At 68.2% G+C, this 16,271-nt stretch carries 15 protein-coding genes and 1 pseudogene; 3 read left to right on the forward strand and 13 right to left on the reverse strand.

Features of this window, described 5'->3' with window-relative positions:
- Together ABXJ56_RS06585 and ABXJ56_RS06590 are read left to right on the forward strand one after the other, a co-directional pair.
- Positions 1-561, forward strand: a pseudogene (locus ABXJ56_RS06585) (hypothetical protein); the annotation flags it as partial.
- Positions 562-706: 145 nt separating this feature from the next.
- The gene (locus ABXJ56_RS06590) at positions 707-2,098 is read left to right on the forward strand and encodes a serine/threonine-protein kinase (protein WP_353998907.1); all 1,392 of its coding nucleotides are present in this window, start codon (positions 707-709) and stop codon (positions 2,096-2,098) included.
- A 72-nt stretch (positions 2,099-2,170) separates the two neighbouring features.
- Here the strand turns inward: ABXJ56_RS06590 and rplI are convergent, their stop codons facing one another.
- The 4 genes from rplI to rpsF form a co-directional block, all read right to left on the reverse strand.
- Complete coding sequence (gene rplI / locus ABXJ56_RS06595) at positions 2,171-2,623, reverse strand: 50S ribosomal protein L9 (RefSeq protein WP_353998908.1); 453 nt, start codon at positions 2,621-2,623, stop codon at positions 2,171-2,173.
- 11 nt (positions 2,624-2,634) lie between these two features.
- On the reverse strand, positions 2,635-2,889 hold the full coding sequence (rpsR, locus tag ABXJ56_RS06600; protein ID WP_005054609.1) for a 30S ribosomal protein S18: 255 nt from the start codon (positions 2,887-2,889) through the stop codon (positions 2,635-2,637).
- 146 nt (positions 2,890-3,035) lie between these two features.
- Entirely contained in the window at positions 3,036-3,548 is a 513-nt protein-coding gene (locus tag ABXJ56_RS06605; RefSeq protein WP_053546746.1) for a single-stranded DNA-binding protein, read from the reverse strand.
- A 5-nt stretch (positions 3,549-3,553) separates the two neighbouring features.
- Entirely contained in the window at positions 3,554-3,910 is a 357-nt protein-coding gene (rpsF, locus tag ABXJ56_RS06610; RefSeq protein ID WP_236967702.1) for a 30S ribosomal protein S6, read from the reverse strand.
- Positions 3,911-4,092: 182 nt separating this feature from the next.
- Between rpsF and ABXJ56_RS06615 the strand changes: the two genes are divergently transcribed.
- Positions 4,093-5,256 (forward strand): hypothetical protein, encoded by a 1,164-nt coding sequence (locus ABXJ56_RS06615; protein ID WP_353998909.1) that lies wholly within the window; start codon positions 4,093-4,095, stop codon positions 5,254-5,256.
- Positions 5,257-5,259: 3 nt separating this feature from the next.
- Here ABXJ56_RS06615 and ABXJ56_RS06620 read toward each other — a convergent pair whose 3' ends face one another.
- The 9 genes from ABXJ56_RS06620 to ABXJ56_RS06660 all read right to left on the reverse strand — a co-directional run bounded on the left by ABXJ56_RS06620 (position 5,260) and on the right by ABXJ56_RS06660 (position 16,271).
- Positions 5,260-7,827, reverse strand: coding sequence for an alpha-L-rhamnosidase (locus tag ABXJ56_RS06620; protein ID WP_353998910.1), 2,568 nt, complete (start codon positions 7,825-7,827; stop codon positions 5,260-5,262).
- A 67-nt stretch (positions 7,828-7,894) separates the two neighbouring features.
- The gene (locus ABXJ56_RS06625; protein WP_353998911.1) at positions 7,895-9,151 is read right to left on the reverse strand and encodes an ABC transporter substrate-binding protein; all 1,257 of its coding nucleotides are present in this window, start codon (positions 9,149-9,151) and stop codon (positions 7,895-7,897) included.
- A gap of 42 nt (positions 9,152-9,193) precedes the next feature.
- A complete protein-coding gene (locus ABXJ56_RS06630; RefSeq protein WP_353998912.1) occupies positions 9,194-10,015 on the reverse strand; it encodes a carbohydrate ABC transporter permease in 822 nt (273 codons plus the stop codon).
- The gene (locus ABXJ56_RS06635; RefSeq protein WP_353998913.1) at positions 10,012-10,914 is read right to left on the reverse strand and encodes a carbohydrate ABC transporter permease; all 903 of its coding nucleotides are present in this window, start codon (positions 10,912-10,914) and stop codon (positions 10,012-10,014) included. The genes ABXJ56_RS06630 and ABXJ56_RS06635 overlap by 4 nt, the downstream gene beginning before the upstream one ends.
- A complete protein-coding gene (locus ABXJ56_RS06640) occupies positions 10,911-11,945 on the reverse strand; it encodes a LacI family DNA-binding transcriptional regulator (protein WP_353998914.1) in 1,035 nt (344 codons plus the stop codon). The genes ABXJ56_RS06635 and ABXJ56_RS06640 overlap by 4 nt, the downstream gene beginning before the upstream one ends.
- A 130-nt stretch (positions 11,946-12,075) precedes the next feature.
- Positions 12,076-13,176 (reverse strand): mechanosensitive ion channel family protein, encoded by a 1,101-nt coding sequence (locus tag ABXJ56_RS06645; RefSeq protein WP_353998915.1) that lies wholly within the window; start codon positions 13,174-13,176, stop codon positions 12,076-12,078.
- A gap of 121 nt (positions 13,177-13,297) precedes the next feature.
- Complete coding sequence (locus ABXJ56_RS06650) at positions 13,298-14,116, reverse strand: galactosyltransferase-related protein (protein WP_353998916.1); 819 nt, start codon at positions 14,114-14,116, stop codon at positions 13,298-13,300.
- Positions 14,113-15,144: a glycosyltransferase gene (locus tag ABXJ56_RS06655; protein ID WP_353998917.1), complete on the reverse strand. Its 1,032-nt coding sequence runs from the start codon at positions 15,142-15,144 to the stop codon at positions 14,113-14,115. The genes ABXJ56_RS06650 and ABXJ56_RS06655 overlap by 4 nt, the downstream gene beginning before the upstream one ends.
- Positions 15,141-16,271 (reverse strand): glycosyltransferase, encoded by a 1,131-nt coding sequence (locus ABXJ56_RS06660; RefSeq protein WP_353998918.1) that lies wholly within the window; start codon positions 16,269-16,271, stop codon positions 15,141-15,143. Before ABXJ56_RS06660 ends, ABXJ56_RS06655 begins: the two co-directional genes overlap by 4 nt.

Here is a 16,271-nt window from a genome sequence, read left to right on the forward strand (position 1 = left end):
ACCCCCAGCGGAACCCACGGAACCGGACACAACGGAGACGGGCTCCTGGGCATCACCAACGGATCGGACTCGATCCTTGGCGGCACCCAGATCCTCGCCCCCATCACCGCACCCCTCACGGTCGGCGGCAACGCCATCTCCGTCATCGGAGACGCCACCACCATCGGCGCTGTGACCGGTACCCCGGGAACGCCTGGCGAGCCCGGCAGCCCCGGTGAGCCCGGCACCCCCGGTGAGCCCGGCACTCCTGGTACGCCCGGTACTCCTGGTACCCCCGGTGAGCCGGGCACTCCTGGTACCCCCGGAACGCCGGGTGCTCCTGGCACTCCCGGAACCCCCGGCACCCCCGGTGAGCCCGGCGCCCCCGGTACCCCGGGCACCCCGGGCGCACCCGCGGGCGCGGCGATGCCGACCGGTATGCCGGCGAGTGCGGCATCCGGATCCGGGTCGATGCTGGCGGCGACGGGAGTCTCTGCGCTGCCGATCGTCCTGATCCCGCTGGCTGCGCTGCTGATGCTCGCGGGGGTGGTCGCGACCGCCACCCGTCGACGCACCGTCTGAACGGTCGGGGAGGGTCGGCACCGCCTGAGCCGGCCCTCCCCCATCCCGGCGTCCTCCGACGCAACCCCCGTGACCGCAACCGATCCACCCCGTAACGTGGATCGGTATTCGTGCGCGCGCACCTGATCGCAGAGAGGAGTCGTCGATGACGAACCCCCCGTCGCATCACGACCCGCAGATCGGCACCACCCTCGACGGCCGGTACACCCTCCTCGAGCTCGTCGGAGAGGGCGGGATGGCGAAGGTGTTCCGCGCTCTCGATCGCACGCTCGAACGCACCGTCGCGGTCAAGGTGCTCCGCGGTGCCGCCGGCGACGCCGAGGTCATCGAACGGGCCCGGTCGGAAACGCGCCTCCTGGCGTCCCTCAATCACCATGCCCTGGTGACGCTGTTCGACGCCCGGATCGACGACGACGCCGGCGGCTATCTCGTCATCGAATACATTCCGGGCCTGACGCTCCGCGACCTGATCGCGGAAGGTCCCGTCGATCCAGCGGAACTGGCGGGCGTGGCGGTCGACATCGCCGACGCCCTCCACTACGCGCACGACGCGGGCATCATCCACCGCGACATCAAGCCCGGCAACGTTCTGCTCACCCGATCGTCACGCCCCGGACGCACGTGGCGTGCGAAGCTCGCCGACTTCGGGATCGCGCACCTGCTCGACTCCGAGCGCCTCACCAACCCGGGCCTCGTCGTCGGCACCATGGCCTACCTCGCCCCGGAGCAGGCGCAGGGCGCCCCGCCCGCGCCTCCGGCCGATGTGTACTCGCTCGGCCTCCTGCTGCTCGAATCCCTCACCGGCAAGCGGGCGTTCGACGGCGCCGAGGGCATCGCCGCGCTCACCGCGCGCCTGACCTCGGCGCCCGAGATCCCCGCCGACCTCCCCGACGCCTGGCGGACGCTCATCGAGCGCATGACCGCCACCGACCCGGGCGCGCGGCCGACGGCGCTCGAGGTCCTCATGACCGCGGAGGCGCTGCCCACGGATGCCGCGGCGTTCCCCCGCTCGGACGACACCGTGCCGATGCCCGGTGCGCGCCGGATCCCGCCCGTCCCCGCACTTCCGGCAGACCTCGCCGCTGCCGGCGTCGAGACGCGCGCTCGAACGGATCGCACCGCCGTCCTGCCCCCGGCCACTCGAGCGACGGAGCGCACGTCCGCGGAGGGGCGCGAGCGACGGCGTCGACCCGGCATCCTCCCGATCGGGATCGCCGCGGGCGTCGTGGCGGCCATCCTCACGGTCGGCGGGATCTGGTGGGGGAACGCCGCCGGAACCCCGGCGCCGGCCTCCACCCCCGCTCCGGCAGTCGAGGTTCCGGCGGAGCAGGTCGAGCCGGACGACACCGCCGTGGTGAAGGGAGACGCACCCGCTCCGGCGGAACCCGCCGGGGTCGAAGAGGCACCCGTCGAGGACACGCCCGTCGTCGAGAAGCAGCCGCAGAACGACAACAGCGGCCCGGGCAACAACTCCGGCAAGAGCGAAGAGAAGAAGAGCGACAAGAAGGACGAGAAGAAGGGCAACGGCAAGCCCTGACGTCGCCCGCGAGAACGACGGATGCCGCGGACCCGAAGGTCCGCGGCATCCGTTCTGCTCTGGGTCGGCCGATTATTTAGCGGCGACGACCTGAAGCGTGATCACAGCGGTGAGGTCTTCCGCGAGGCGAACGGTCGCCTCGTGCTCGCCCACCGACTTGATCGGGGAGGTGATGTGGATCTTGCGCTTGTCGAGCTCACCGAGACCGGCGGCCTTGACCGCGTCGGCGACATCGGTGGTCTTGACCGAACCGAACAGACGGCCCTCGGCGCCGGCCTTGACGGCCAGACGGACCTTGTTCGACTCGAGCGAGTTCTTCAGCGCCACGGCCTCTTCGCGGTCGTGGATCACGCGGGCGTCGCGAGCGGCGCGAATGGACGCGACCTGCTTCTCGCCACCGCGCGACCACGCCACTGCGAAACCCTGGGGGATGAGGTAGTTACGGGCGTACCCGTTCTTGACCTCGACAACGTCGCCGGCGCCACCGAGCCCGACGACCTCGTTCGTGAGGATGAGCTTTGCCATGTCGGTTCTCCTTAGCGGCCAGCGCCGGCGTAAGGCAGGAGCGCCATTTCGCGCGCGTTCTTGATCGCCTTGGCGATCAGACGCTGCTCCTGCACCGAGACACCGGTGATACGACGGGCGCGGATCTTCCCGCGCTCCGAGATGAACTTGCGAAGAGTGGCGACGTCCTTGTAGTCGATGACGCCGACGCGGATCGCCTTCGCGGGAGCGGCGTTCTTCGCGCCCTTCCGCGGCTTGCGGCGGTCGCCGGTTGCCTTTCCAGCCATGTGTGTTCCTTTACTTCAAGAGTGAGATCGGATGCCTCGACGCGACGCATCCGGTGAGTCCGGGTCTCGATACGCCCGCTGTGCGGGCTACTCGACCTTGACCCGACGCGCATCAACGCGACTTCGTCGCATTGATCCCCGTCGCGTCAAAAGGGAGTGTCGTCGCCGTAGGTGCCGGGAGCGCTCCACGCGTCAGCCCCACCGGCGTTGCCGGAGTTGCTGTTGCCGCCGGCCGAACCGGGGGTCGACCACGGCTCGTCGGCGACCTGCGCCTGACGGGCCTGACCGCCGCCACCCGACGCACGCGTGACCTGAGCGGTCGCGTAACGCAGGCTGGGGCCGATCTCGTCGACCTCGAGCTCGATCGAGGTGCGGTTGTTGCCTTCGCGGTCCTGGTAGTTGCGCTGCTTCAGGCGCCCGGTCGCGATGACGCGGGATCCCTTCGTCAGCGAACCGGCCACGTGCTCGGCGAACTCGCGCCACACGCTCGCGCGGAGGAACAGCGCATCGCCGTCCTTCCACTCGTTGGCCTGACGGTCGAAGGTGCGCGGCGTCGACGCGATCGTGAAGTTCGCGACGGGCAGCCCGTTCTGCGTGTAGCGCAGCTCGGGGTCAGCCGTGAGGTTTCCCACCACGGTGATGATCGTCTCGCCGGCCATGGGACTCAGGCCTTCGCAGCCTTGGCGGGTGCGGCAGCCTTGCGTGCGGCCTTGGCCTCGGCGCGCTGCTTCTCAGCGGCGACCTGCGCGATGGCTTCCTCGGCCCGGAGGACCTTGGTGCGCATGATCTGCTCGTTGAGGTTCAGCTGACGGTCGAGCTCGGCGGTCGTCGCGCTGGTGGCGGTGAAGTTGACGACGGCGTAGATGCCCTCGTTCTTCTTCTGGATCTCGTACGCCAGGCGGCGACGACCCCAGATGTCGATGTTCTCGATCGTGCCGCCGTCGGTCGTGATGACCTTGAGGAACTTGTCGAGGGCCACGGGAACCTGGCGCTCGTCGATCTCGGGGTTCAGGATGAGCATGAGCTCGTACTGGTGCGAGTGCGTCACTAACCCACCTCCTTCGGACTAGAACGGCTGCCGGGCATTTCCCGACAGCAGGAGGGTGTGTTGCACGTCGTCCGCGGACACGCGCGAGTGCACGGCCATCCGGACAACCCTCCTATGGTAGCGGATATGCCTTCTCCCCGCGAAAGGATGCCGTCGTGACCGCCACTCCGTCCCCGACCGGGGTGTTCGACCCCCGCCCCCTGACCGAGCCGGTCGACCGTTCCGCGGTACGCGCGCACGCAGCGGCTCGACGGGAGAAGGGTGCCTCCGCCGGCGGATTCCCGGTGCCGCAGATCGTGGGTGTCGTCGTCGGAGTCCTGTTCGCGGGCTTCTTCGTGTGGATCGGCGCGACGATCCTCTCCGCGGTGCTGTCGGTCTTCTTCGGCACGGGGAGCGGTGCCGTGACCGACGTCCTCCTCATCGTGATCGGCACCGGCATCCCCGTCCTCGCGATCGCCGCGTTCATCGCTGCCGCGGTGGTGATCGTCTACCGCACCTACTTTGGGTCGGCGGCCCGGGCCTACCGGCTCGACCGCTTCGCGCAGGCGAACGGGATGAGCTTCGTGGGGGAGGTGTCGGCACCGCCCCTGCCCGGGATGATCTTCTCCCTCGGCCGTGCCCGCAGCGCCGACGACGTGCTCCGCGGGGAGCGTCCGCGCTGGGTGGAGTTCGGCAACTACCGGTACACGACCGGGTCGGGCAAGAACAGCCGGACCCACCGCTGGGGGTACGTGGCGGTGAAGCTCGACACCCCGCTGCCCCACATCGTCCTGGATGCCGTGGGCAACAACGGTCTGTTCGGCTCGAACCTCCCGCAGTCGTTCGACAAGGAGCAGCGTCTGGGCCTCGAGGGCGACTTCGACCGGTACTTCTCGCTGTACTGCCCGTCCGGATACGAGCGGGACGCGCTGTACCTGTTCACCCCCGACGTCATGGCGCGCTTCATCGACAATGCGGCCGCCCTCGATGTCGAGATCGTCGACGACTGGCTGTTCCTCTACTCGCATCGTCCGTTCTCGACCCTCGATCCGGCGACGTGGGCGTGGCTCTTCTCCGCCGTCGGTGCGCTGCTGGACAAGCTCGACCAGTGGGCGCGGTGGCGCGACGACCGTCTGGCCGCCGCGCGTGCGGGTGATACCGGAGGCGCCGCCGCGCACGACACGCTGCCGTTCGCGACGCCCCTGGAGGGGCTTCGCCCGCCGCCCGGCGTCGCTGCGCCCGGCAAACGTCTGCGTCGCCGCTTCTCGTGGCTGTCGATCGTGGCGGTCGTCGGCCTCGTGGTCTTCTGGCTGCTCGAGGTGGTCTGGAACGCCCTCTAGCGCTCAAGCTGCCGGACTCGATCGCTCGCAGGCAGCCACCCGCCAGGCATGGGCGCCCGAGCCCACCCGGGTCACTGGCACTCCTGGGAGCACGACTTCCGCGCGGGCGTTCGCGGGGATACTCGCCTCGACGCAGATGTCCCCATCCGCGGCGCGATACCACCCCGCGCGGATCTCCCCGTGCACGGATTCGAGCACAGCCTCCGCGTGAGTGAGCCCTTCGAGGAAGAGGGGCGCGATTCGGGTGACCGCGTAGCCGGGAGCTCCCGGGGCTAGCCCCGCGACACGACGGTGAAGCCAATCGGCAACGGCGCCAAGCGCGTAGTGATTGAAAGAGGTCATCTCGCCCGGATTGACCGAGCCGTCGGGGAGAAGGCTGTCCCACCGTTCCCATATCGTCGTCGCTCCCATCGTGACGGGATAGAGCCACGATGGGCATTCCCGTTCGAAGAGCAGGCGTTCCGCCGTGGCCGCGTTTCCCGTGTTCGAGAGTGCATCGCAGACAAGCGGCGTACCGACGAAGCCTGTGGCAATGCGGTGGCCTGCGCCCTCCACAAGCTCCGCGAGTCGGGCCCCGAAGAGTGCGCGCTCCTCGTCGTCCTCGGCTAGATCGAACTCGATGGCGATTGCGTACGAAGTGACCGTGTCGGAGCGGAGCCGCCCGTCGCCGACGGCGAAGGCGGAGCGGAATGCGTCGCGCGCCCGGGTGGCGATGTCCTGGAAGAGGAGGGCGTCCTTATCGCCCACGACCTCGCACGCGCGCGCGGTGATGCGCGCGGAGTGGTGCAGATAGGCGGTCGCGACGAGGTCCGCGGAAGTCATCGCACGCCCGGGATCGTCGGGGGGCGCGGTCGGATCGAGCCAGTCGCCAAACTGGAAGTCCCCCGTCCACAGACCGTTCGTCGCGCGAGCGTCGACCAATTCCACCCACGCCTTCATGGACGGCAGCTGCCGGTGTAGCACCGACGAATCCGCGTACCTCTCGTAGAGGGCCCACGGTACGAGCGTCGCAGCATCTCCCCATGCAGCAGCCGGCGTGGGAATGTCGTTGATGGGATCGGGGACGATCACCGGAACCCTGCCACCGCGCGAGGTCTGCTCAAGGGCGAGGTCGACGAGCCACGACTGCAGAAAAGCGTTGTCGTCGAAGAGGAAGCTGCTCGTCCTCGCAAACACCTGAATATCCCCTGTCCAACCCAATCGTTCGTCTCTTTGCGGGCAGTCGGTAGGGATGGCGAGGAAGTTGCTCCTCGTGCTCCACACGATGTTCTCGTGCAGGCGGTTGAGCATCTCGTCAGACGATCGGAACGTACCGGTACGAGCCAGATCCGACCCGAGGATGATGGAGCGGACCGATTCCGCCACGAACTCCCCGCGAAGGCCCGTGATCTCCGCGTATCGGTAGCCGTGGAAGGTGAAACGTGCCTCCAGAACCTCCCGTCCCCCCGACAGAATGAACGAGTCGGTCGCTTTCGCGAACCGCAGCGGTCGCAACGCCAGTTCCCCGCCCTCGAGGACCTCGGCATGCCGGATGGTGATCCGGTCTCCGGCTTCACCGTGAACATCGATTCGGAGCCTGCCCGCGTGGTTCTGCCCGAAGTCGACGATTACTCGTCCGTCATCGCGGGTGTCGTGCGAGGTAACGGCCAGTTCGCCGCATGGCCGGACGGCAGGGAAGTCGCGCAGATCGACACGCCGGGGCGCATCCAACACGCGAACGGGGACCCATCCCCAGAACGGCGCTGATCCAGGAGCGCTCCAATCCGAGACAGCTAGCCTCAGATCGACCTCTTCCCCCTGGTAGAGACTCGCGCTGCGGAGGGGGCCCCCATCGGACACGACCCACGTCTCGTCTGCATCGACGACGAGCGTACGGCCGCTCGACAGCGTCGCGATAATCCTCAGAGAGAGGGCAGGTTGGGAACCGTAGAAGCGCGTCGTGTCGCCGAGGTGGCCGTACTCCTCGGTGTACCACGTCCCCGCGAGAACGACCCCGATCGTGTTCGACCCCGGCCGCGCGACGTCAGTGATGTCGACCTCGTCTCCGATCAACCGATCACCGAACGAGGGCCAACCGCCCGTCAGGGTCTGATCGAGAGCTGACGCACTGTTGACGAATACCTCGACGCTCCCCCGCGCGGCGAGGAGCAATCGCGCGTTCACCACCTCCGCGGGCAAGACCACCTCTCCCCGAAGGTAAACGGGTTGCGCCACGTCTCGTGGATCCGGGTGTGCGAGCATCGGGGCAAGCGGTTCCTGGAATCCCTCACTGACCCTGAAGACGTACGGCTGCAGCGAATCCGACCACGCACCGTGCTGATCTCGCGTCGAAACAGTGAGCGAGTGCATGCCCACGGCGGGTAGCTCCGCAAAGGGCCATTTGATGTCCACCGACCTCTCCGTGGACATCGTCACCTCCCGAGTCTCTCCGTCGGCACGGTGCCAGCGAACAGTGGCAGCCGTCTGCATCCATGGGTGATTCTCGCTGGCGATCTTCCAGCTGAGCCGCGGACGCGTGCCGACGGCAAGAACGTTCGTATGGCCGACGCCGATGGCGAATACGTGGGTCATGATCCCTCTGCGCAGTCAGGGCGGCAGCCGGGTCCTCAGGACCCGGCTGCCGGAGTGGACGGTGGCGTCAGTCCAGAGCGGACTGCATGTCCGTCAGAACCTGCTCCGGGGTTTCCGTGCCCAGGAACATGTTCTGGATGCCGACGAGGTGCGCGTTCTGGATGCGCGGGTTCGGCCACCCGGTGTCGGGGAACGGCTGCGCCTTTCCCTCGACCACGAGGTCGTTGAAGGTTCCGAGCAGCTCGGGGACCTGGAAGTCGTCGTTCGGCAATGCGGGAACAACGCCCCCCAGTGTCTCCGCGAACAGGTTGATCTGTTCGGGCTGCGCGAAGAAGTTCACGAAGTCGATCGCAAGGTCCTTTCGCGCACTATTGGCGTTCACGCCGACGCCGACGCCGGGAGAAGCGGCGATCTGAGTGGACGACGGGTCGTCATTCGCCGGTAGGGGCAGCAACGCGTACGTGACCTCCGGGTTCTGGCCCTGGAGGTTGCTGAAGACTCCACCGACCTGGACGATACCGAGCGCATCACCCGCTGCTACCGGCGGGAGTGAGTTGTCGAAGGACACACCGTTAGCGCTGGGAGTGAAGCATCCGGCGTCGTTCATCTCGAGGTACTGCGTCAGCACGCCCTCCCACGCGGAATCCGGGAAGGTCACGTCACCAGCGATGAGCTGCTCGTTCCAATTCTGATCCACGCCGTATACCTCGGTCGCTGCCAGTGCATAGGGGATGAGCTGCGTCACCCAGGCGTCCTGAAGCCCCAACGAGAACGCAGTCTTCCCCGCGCTGGCGGCGTCCGCGCAGAAGGCGAGCACATCCGTCCAGGACTCTGGGAGGACGAGACCGGCCTCACCTACGGCGTCCATGTTGTAGAACGCGCCGAGAGGCTGCAGGACACCGGGGTACATGTAGGTGGCGCCGTCGAGGTCCGTCGAGGTGCGGAGCGAGTCGGAGATGTCGCCTGCCCACGACTGACCGGACAGGTCTTCCAGATACCCCTGGGACGCGAGGCTGCCGACGCTGATCAGATTCCCGCCGATACCCGGCTGAACCGACACCAGATCGGGCCCGGCGCCAGAGCCGAGCTGTGTCGGCATCGTCGACTCGATGTCGCTCGTCGCCGCGAAGGTGACGTCGACCGTCACCTCGGGGTTTGCGTCTTCGTAGTTCGCGATGACGGCTTCGAACGCTTCTCGATAGTCCGTGGCGGCCGTGAAGGTCAGGGTGTTCGCGTCCGTCGACGAGGCGTTGCTGCACCCCGCGAGCCCGCCCACGAGAGCCAGGGCGCCGACACCGGCGACGAACATTTTGCGTCTTTGCATGCTTTTCTCTTTCTGTGTGTGTAGAACGATCTACAGGTGGGGTCAGCCCTTCAATCCGCCGGCGAAACCCTGGATGACGAATCTCTGAAGCAGGAAGAACAGGACAAGGATGGGGATCGACGCCATGATCAATCCGCCGAAGATCAGTGGCCACTGCGAACCATACTGACCGACGTAGGTATACAGAGCGACAGTGATGGTCTGCGTTCCACTACCGGACAGATAGAGACGCGGAGTGAAGAAGTCGTTCCAGATGTTGATCGCGTTCAAGATGACAATCGTTCCCGTCACGGCTCGCATCATGGGAAACACGACGAGAAAGAACGACTGGACACGGTTAGCCCCGTCGATCTCCGCCGCTTCCTCGTACTCGGAGGGCAGCGCACGGATGAAGTTGACGTAGAGGAAGACCGCAAGCGGCATGAGCAGAGCCGAATAGAACAGCACCAAGCCCCAGATCGATCCAAGAAGACCCGCCGCAAGCATGAACTGGTAGAGAGGCACCGTCGCGAGCTGAAACGGCAGAAGAAGTCCGAGCAGGAAGAGCAAGTTCGCTACGCGGCTCCACGCGGACGTCAGCCGTGCGATCGCGTAGCCCGCCAGAGAGGATGCGGCGATGATCACCACAAGACTGATTGTCGCGATCGCGGCGGTATTGACCAGCGCGTTGAGGAGATTGGCTCCTGTCACGGCCTCGACGAAATTGTCCAGGGTCGGCCGCGTCGTCGGCGTCAATGGCCCCGTTCGATCGTCGGCCGGCTTGAGTGCGACGTTGATCAGCACGTAGATGGGCGCCACAAAGACCAGGCCCGCAACGATCATTCCGGCTTCGGCGAGACCGGTGCGCCAGGTGTATCGATTCATGCGCGCGCCTGCTTCCGAAGCCCGGTGTACTGCAGAGAAGAGAGGACGATGATGAGCACGGTGAGAATCAGAGCCAGTGCACTTCCGTAGCCGAACTGGCCGAATTCGAACGCGTAGCGGTAGATCACCGTAGAAATCGAGTCTGTGCTTCCTCCGGGCCCGCCGCCGGTCATTGCGACAATCTGGTCGTAGAGCCGCAGACCGCTGATGAGACTGAGCGTGAAGTTGACCATGATGGCCGGGTAGAGGAACGGGCGGACGATGTTCCAGAAACGACGCCACCCCCCGGCACCGTCCAGCGACGCGGCTTCGAGAACCTCAGCGGGGACGCCTTGCAGCCCGGCAAGATAGATGACCATCGACGAGCCGGTGAATTGCCACACGACCGCGATGATGAGTGAGCCGAGAGCCAGATCGGGCTGCCCGAGCCAGGGTTGAGCGAGCGAGCCGAGCCCGATGGCCTTGAGGAACTGATTCACCGCTCCGTCAGGTGCAAGGAGATACTTCCACAGGTAGCCAGCGACGAGCGGACTGATGACGAAGGGCATGAAGAACAGGACGCGAAGGAAGTTGCGGCTCTTGATGCGCGAATTCAACGCCACAGCGATTGCGAGACCGAGCACGTTCTGCAGAACCATGACTCCGAACGCCATGACGAGCGTCTGCCACAGAGGCCCGAGCGTGGACGGATCGGAGAAGATCTCCTGATAGTTCTCCAGACCGATGAATGCACCCCCGAAGCCGGAGGTCGCGTCCGTGAAGGAGTAGCTCGCCCCGATGACGCTCGGTACGAGGACGATCGCGCCGAAGATTGCCAGCGCGGGGAAAAGGAACCAGAGGGGTGCAGCGGCGCGACGCCCTCGCCGCCGTCGCGTACTGCTGTTGCTGGTCTCCGTCATCGTTGCGACTCCTGATTGATTTGTGAGGACGACGCGCTCGAACGTCGGATGATGAGCGCGGTCGGCAGGGTCACGCGGGCAGGTTCACGCCGCCCGCCGATCCGCTCCCGAAGCAGACCGAACGCGGTGCGCCCCATGGCGTGCCCCTGCTGGTCGACGCTCGTCAGTGAGACAGCAGGATTGGCGGCGATGCGTGTGTTGTCATAGCCGACCAGCGCGACGTCCCGCGCTGTGGCGCCGATGTCGTGCAACGCGCGCAACACACCGAGAGCCGCGTCATCATTGCCCGCGAACACTGCGTCCGGCACCCCGTTCTCGGCGATGTCGCGCAGGGTCGCCTCATATGCCGGTTGCTCTTCGAACCGCGCCCAGATCAGCCGAGTGTGCGCAGCCAGACCGGACTCGCGCATCACCCGTGCATAGGTGTCACGCCTGATGGCGTGAGGAGTGCCGGCGTCACTCCGCGCATGGGAGTCCGCGTGCGTTACGTGCGCGATGGAGGTCCGGCCGGTGTCGATCAGGTGATGGACCGCGGCCTCGGTGCCTGCGGCGTCGTCACCCACGACGGTGTCGTATCCGCCCGCTTCATCGTGGCGCCCGATCACGACGATCGGAACCCGGCTCGACATCCTCTCCAACCATTCGAGATCTACGAGCGGGGCGACAGCGATGATGCCGTCGACCTCGCGGTCGTAGAGCGATTCGATGGCTTCGTGTCCGTCCGAGCGAGATGGGGCTGTCGGAGCGACGATGAGCTGGTACGGCTCGGCGGAGTTCTCCTCGATCACTCCCTCGAGCACCTCCGCGAAGAAGTGGTTGGCCAGGTGATTGACCACGATTCCGATCGTGTTGGTCGACCCGCGCATCGCGCGAGCGGCGATACGTGGGCGATATCCCAGCTGCTCGACGGCATGCTCGACACGTGTGCGCATATCCGGGCTCACGCCGTGCGCGTTTCGAAGAACCTTCGACACGGCCGCCCGCGAAACACCGGCGGTCGCGGCCACGTCCGCGATTGTCGCTCGCTGCATGTCGAAGCCCCTTTGCGTGCTGTAGATCGATCTACCCGACGTAGATCAATCTACACGACGTTGTATCGATTCACAAAGAGCGGAAAGCGGCGGTACTTGCGACGCCCTCCAGCGCTCAGGCCTCGGGGACTCAGGCCTCGGGGATCGGCTGCTCCCGCACCCGCATCGCGTCGGCGCCCGACGGCTCCTCGCCGATCTGCACCCGCTGCAGGGGGAGCGCCTCGGGGTGCGCCGTGCGCACCCACTCGGCGAGCTTCTCCCGTACGAGGCACCGGAGGTCCCACAGCTGACCGGAGTCGCTGGCGCTGACGACGACGCGCACCTGCAGCATCCCGCCGACGGCATCGGTGACCTGGACGCTGTGCGACGCGCGGTCCCACAGCTCGGTTTCGGTGAGGATCCGCTCGAGCTCGCCGCGCATCTGCTCGACCGGCACCCGCCAGTCCAGATCGAAGTAGACGGTGCCGAGGAGCGCGCGACCGAGCTTCGTCCAGTTCTCGAAGGGATTGGTTGTGAAGTAGGTGCAGGGGAGCACGAGGGTCCGCTGATCCCACAGCTCCAGCACGACGTAGCTGAGGGTGATCTCGTTGATCCGGCCGAACTCGCCCTCGACCACGACGACGTCACCCACGCGGATGGCCTCGCTGAAGGCGAGCTGCACCCCCGCGAAGAGGTTGCTCAGCACCGACTGCGCAGCCAGACCTGCGACGATCGACGCGATACCCGCCGACGCGAGGACGCTCGCTCCCACCGCGCGCACCGCGTCGAAGGTCATGAGGATGGCGCCGGCGGCGACGACCACGATCACGACGATCACGAGGCGTCGGACGATCTGCAGCTGCGTGCGGATCTTGCGGGCGGAGAACGTGTCGCTCTCGACGAGGCGGTAGCGCTGGCTGCCGCTGTCGATGAAGAAGAGGAACAGCTGTGCGAGCAGCCAGGCGCCGGAGATGATGATCAGGATGCCGAAGAGGTGCGTCAGCCCGCCGCGGAGGTCGTCGTCCACCGGCAGCGCCGACATCGACACGGTGAGAGCGAGGATGAGCAGGGTCACGCGGAACGGCCACCGCACCCGCTCGCTGAGCCGGGTCGCCCAGCTCTTGCGTCGGCCGATCAGGTTGAGGGCGACGGCGACCACGACCATGATCGCGATCACGACGGCCAGGGCGACGCCGGCGACGATGGCGAACCCCGTCCAGGTCTGCCAGTTCTGCTCGATCTCTTCGGTCACACGTGTCCTTCCGCGGGCTTGCGTCCACGGTAGAGCCCAGACCGGGGGGCCGAGCAAGCGGAGAGCGGAGATATCGCGCGACGCGAACGGACACGCCGAAGGGCTCCCGCCGACGTGCGCGTCAGACGACCCGTCGCCACCCGTCGCCGTCGCGCTCGATCGCGCCGGCGCTCGCGAACGCCGCCAACCACCCGTCCATCGGCCAGGTTCCCCAGCGGTCGGCGAAGATGCGACCGTTGCGGAGGATGTCGTCCAGATGACGCCACGGCGGCGTCCCCGACGGGTGCCACTGGTGATACGCGTGCGCGCCGCCGACCCACGTCAGGCCCACGCCGCGATCCCGGGCGCGGAAGGCGAAGTCGGTGTCTTCGGCGCCGTACCCCTCGTACGCTTCGTCGAATCCGCCGATCACCTCCCACACCCTCGGCGTCACCGCGAAGGACAGCGACCAGAAGAGCGCGTAGTCGTCCGCCGCCGCGGGCATCGGCGTGCCCGGGGAGGGATCCGGCCGTGCCGGATGCGGACGGGTGAAGGAGGGGAGGTCGGCGAGCGCGTTCGGGCGCTGGACACTGGCGAGGTAGGTCACCGGCCCCGCAAGGATGTCATCGGGGCGCCGGCGCGCCGCATCCGTGTAGAGAGGTAGGAGGTCGGGCCCGGGCAGGCAGTCGACATCGAGGAAGACCAGCAGATCCGCGGCGGCCTCGACGGCGTGTCGTGCCGCGACGTTGCGCGCGGCGCCGACCCGCAGGCCGTGGGCGCCCGGGGGCACGTGCAGCAGGGTGGTGCTGCCCGTCTCGTGCGGGGCCTCCTCGTCGAGCCAGGCCTCGATCCGGAGCAGCTCTGCATCGACGGACTGCGCCTCGCGCAGGAACCGCCGCTGCCGATGCAGGTGCGCGAGCCGGGCGGACGAGGCGGTGGTGATGACGGCGACCCGCGTCACGTCGTGCCCTCGATCGCGCGCGCGGCCCGTCGCGCGGCGCCGTCCACCCGCCATGTCGTCCAGTCGGGCGCGACGGACGCGGATGCCGCGGCCCGCTCGATCAGGTCCACGAGCGCGTCAGGGGAGACGGTGTCGGGCGCAGTGAGCGCCAGGCCGCGGGCGTCAAGGACGCGGGCGGTGTGGCGCTGCTCGTCGAACGGGCGGTCCTGCGCGATGACGACCGCGGCAGCCCCGGCGGCGGCGAGATCGGCGATGCTGTTCTGTCCCGCCGCGCTCACCACCACGTGGCTCTGCCCCAGCGCCGACCACACGTCGTCCACGCGGGCGTCGCAACCGCGCGTGCCGGCGAGGTCGGCGCGCCAGCCGCGCGCGTGCAGCCCGGCGACGGTCGCGTCGACGCGCTCGTCGTCGAGGGTGCGCCCGAGGAACAGGACCCGCTTTCCCCCGCCGCCCACGGCATTGCCGCCGTCCGCAACCGGCGCCCGACCGTCGAAGCGCGAGATGCCGCCCACGTAGGTGACGCGGTCACCGCGCTCCTGCAGCGCGACCGCGTCGATGACGCCCTCCGCCCAGGGGGCGACGATGCGATCGGCGAGGTCGTAGGCGAGGCGGTGGGGCACGTCGGTGCGGTCCCCGGGCTGCGCCATCACGACCGTGCGCACGCCGAGGAGCCGCACGAACGCGGTCACCTCGACGCTGACGTCGACGACGAAGGCCGATACGTCGTTCTGAGCGATCCAGCCCGCGATCGTCGCGAGGCGCCGGCGGTGACCGGGGTGCCCGATCGGCGCCCAGTGCAGCGCGCCGCCCGCGGTGGGATCGCGGTGCGCCGGATCGATCCGCCCGCCGTCGGGCGTGGGAATCGGGTCCGCGTCAGCCTCCAGCCGGATCCATGTGACGTCGGCGGGGAGCCCGTCGGGCGCGGCGAGGCTGGAGAACACCGTGACGGGCTCGGTGAGATGCGGCTGCACGGCGCGCATCCGGGTGACGTGTCCGAACCCATGATGGTGGACGTACCAGCCGATCATGCGCCGACCTGCGCCACGGCCTCCGCGGCGACACCGCGGCGAGGAGCGTCGGATGCCGCGTGGACGAGCACGCGTTCGACCTCGCGCTGCCGGTGCGCGAGCGAGTAGCGCGCCTCAGCGGCGCGGCGCACGGCGCTGCGGGTCGCGAGCCCGCCTCCCGCCTCGGCGAGTGACGTCGCAACCCGCGCGAGGGCCGCCACGTCGCCGGCCGGGACGACCGCGGTCCCCGGCATCCCGGAGAGGACCTCGCGGATGCCGCCGGAATCGAACGCCGCGACCGGAGTGCCGGTGGCGAGGGCTTCGGCGAGGACGAGACCGAACGGCTCCGACCAGACCGGGGTCACGAGCGCGACCGCCGCCGATCCCACGAGCGCGGTGAGCTGGGGCTGGCGGAGGGGGCCCGCATAGCGCGCGTCGGGTCCGAGGAGCGGACGGACCTCGCGCGCGAAGTACTCCTCGTCGCCGATCCGTCCGGCGAGCACGATGCGCGCACCCGCCGCACGCGCGGCGAGGATGGCGAGATGGGGCGCCTTCTCGGGCACGATCCGGCCCGACCACACCCAGTCCGGTCCTCCCGCGCCCAGGGTCCACTGGGCGGTGTCCACCCCGTTGGGGATGACGATGGCGTCGACCCCCTCCGCCGACCATGCCTGCGCGGTGTACTGGCTGACGGCGAGGAACCGGTGCGGTGCACCGCCGAGGCTCGAGGCGGCGACCACCATGTCCGGCAGCGGCGGAGTGTGCAGCGTCGTGACGACCGGGACGCCGAGCGTGCGACTCCATCGCACCGGCGCGCCGTGCAGGCTGTGGTTGTCGATGACGTCGATGCCGCCGTCGCGCGTGACGTGGTCGGCGACGCGGGCGAATGCCGCCGCCATCGCCCGGCGGTGTCCCTCGGGATACTCGCTGTCGGACGCGTCGGCCGCGCTCGTCCACCGCGGGCTGGGCAGTCTCAGGGCCGGGTTCGACCCGAGGAGGTCGGACCCCGCGGCCGCGCACAGCACGACCTCGTGGCCGCGGCTGCGGAGCCACCGGGCACGGTTCCACACGACCGCCTCCAACCCGCCGGCGTGCGGCTGGCGAAGCGCGTGTCGTTCCGGCGCGACGAGCAGGACGCGCAGGGGCAC

This window comes from Microbacterium aurantiacum, from assembly GCF_040532595.1.
Lineage (GTDB): Bacteria > Actinomycetota > Actinomycetes > Actinomycetales > Microbacteriaceae > Microbacterium > Microbacterium chocolatum_B.

Coding starts and splice junctions, on each gene's coding strand:
- ABXJ56_RS06590 (WP_353998907.1), top strand. CDS start 707: ATGACGAACCCCCCGTCGCATCACGACCCGCAGATCGGCACCACCCTC.
- rplI (WP_353998908.1), bottom strand. CDS start 2,623: ATGGCAAAGCTCATCCTCACGAACGAGGTCGTCGGGCTCGGTGGCGCC.
- rpsR (WP_005054609.1), bottom strand. CDS start 2,889: ATGGCTGGAAAGGCAACCGGCGACCGCCGCAAGCCGCGGAAGGGCGCG.
- ABXJ56_RS06605 (WP_053546746.1), bottom strand. CDS start 3,548: ATGGCCGGCGAGACGATCATCACCGTGGTGGGAAACCTCACGGCTGAC.
- rpsF (WP_236967702.1), bottom strand. CDS start 3,910: ATGCTCATCCTGAACCCCGAGATCGACGAGCGCCAGGTTCCCGTGGCC.
- ABXJ56_RS06620 (WP_353998910.1), bottom strand. CDS start 7,827: ATGACCCACGTATTCGCCATCGGCGTCGGCCATACGAACGTTCTTGCC.
- ABXJ56_RS06625 (WP_353998911.1), bottom strand. CDS start 9,151: ATGCAAAGACGCAAAATGTTCGTCGCCGGTGTCGGCGCCCTGGCTCTC.
- ABXJ56_RS06630 (WP_353998912.1), bottom strand. CDS start 10,015: ATGAATCGATACACCTGGCGCACCGGTCTCGCCGAAGCCGGAATGATC.
- ABXJ56_RS06635 (WP_353998913.1), bottom strand. CDS start 10,914: ATGACGGAGACCAGCAACAGCAGTACGCGACGGCGGCGAGGGCGTCGC.
- ABXJ56_RS06640 (WP_353998914.1), bottom strand. CDS start 11,945: ATGCAGCGAGCGACAATCGCGGACGTGGCCGCGACCGCCGGTGTTTCG.
- ABXJ56_RS06655 (WP_353998917.1), bottom strand. CDS start 15,144: ATGATCGGCTGGTACGTCCACCATCATGGGTTCGGACACGTCACCCGG.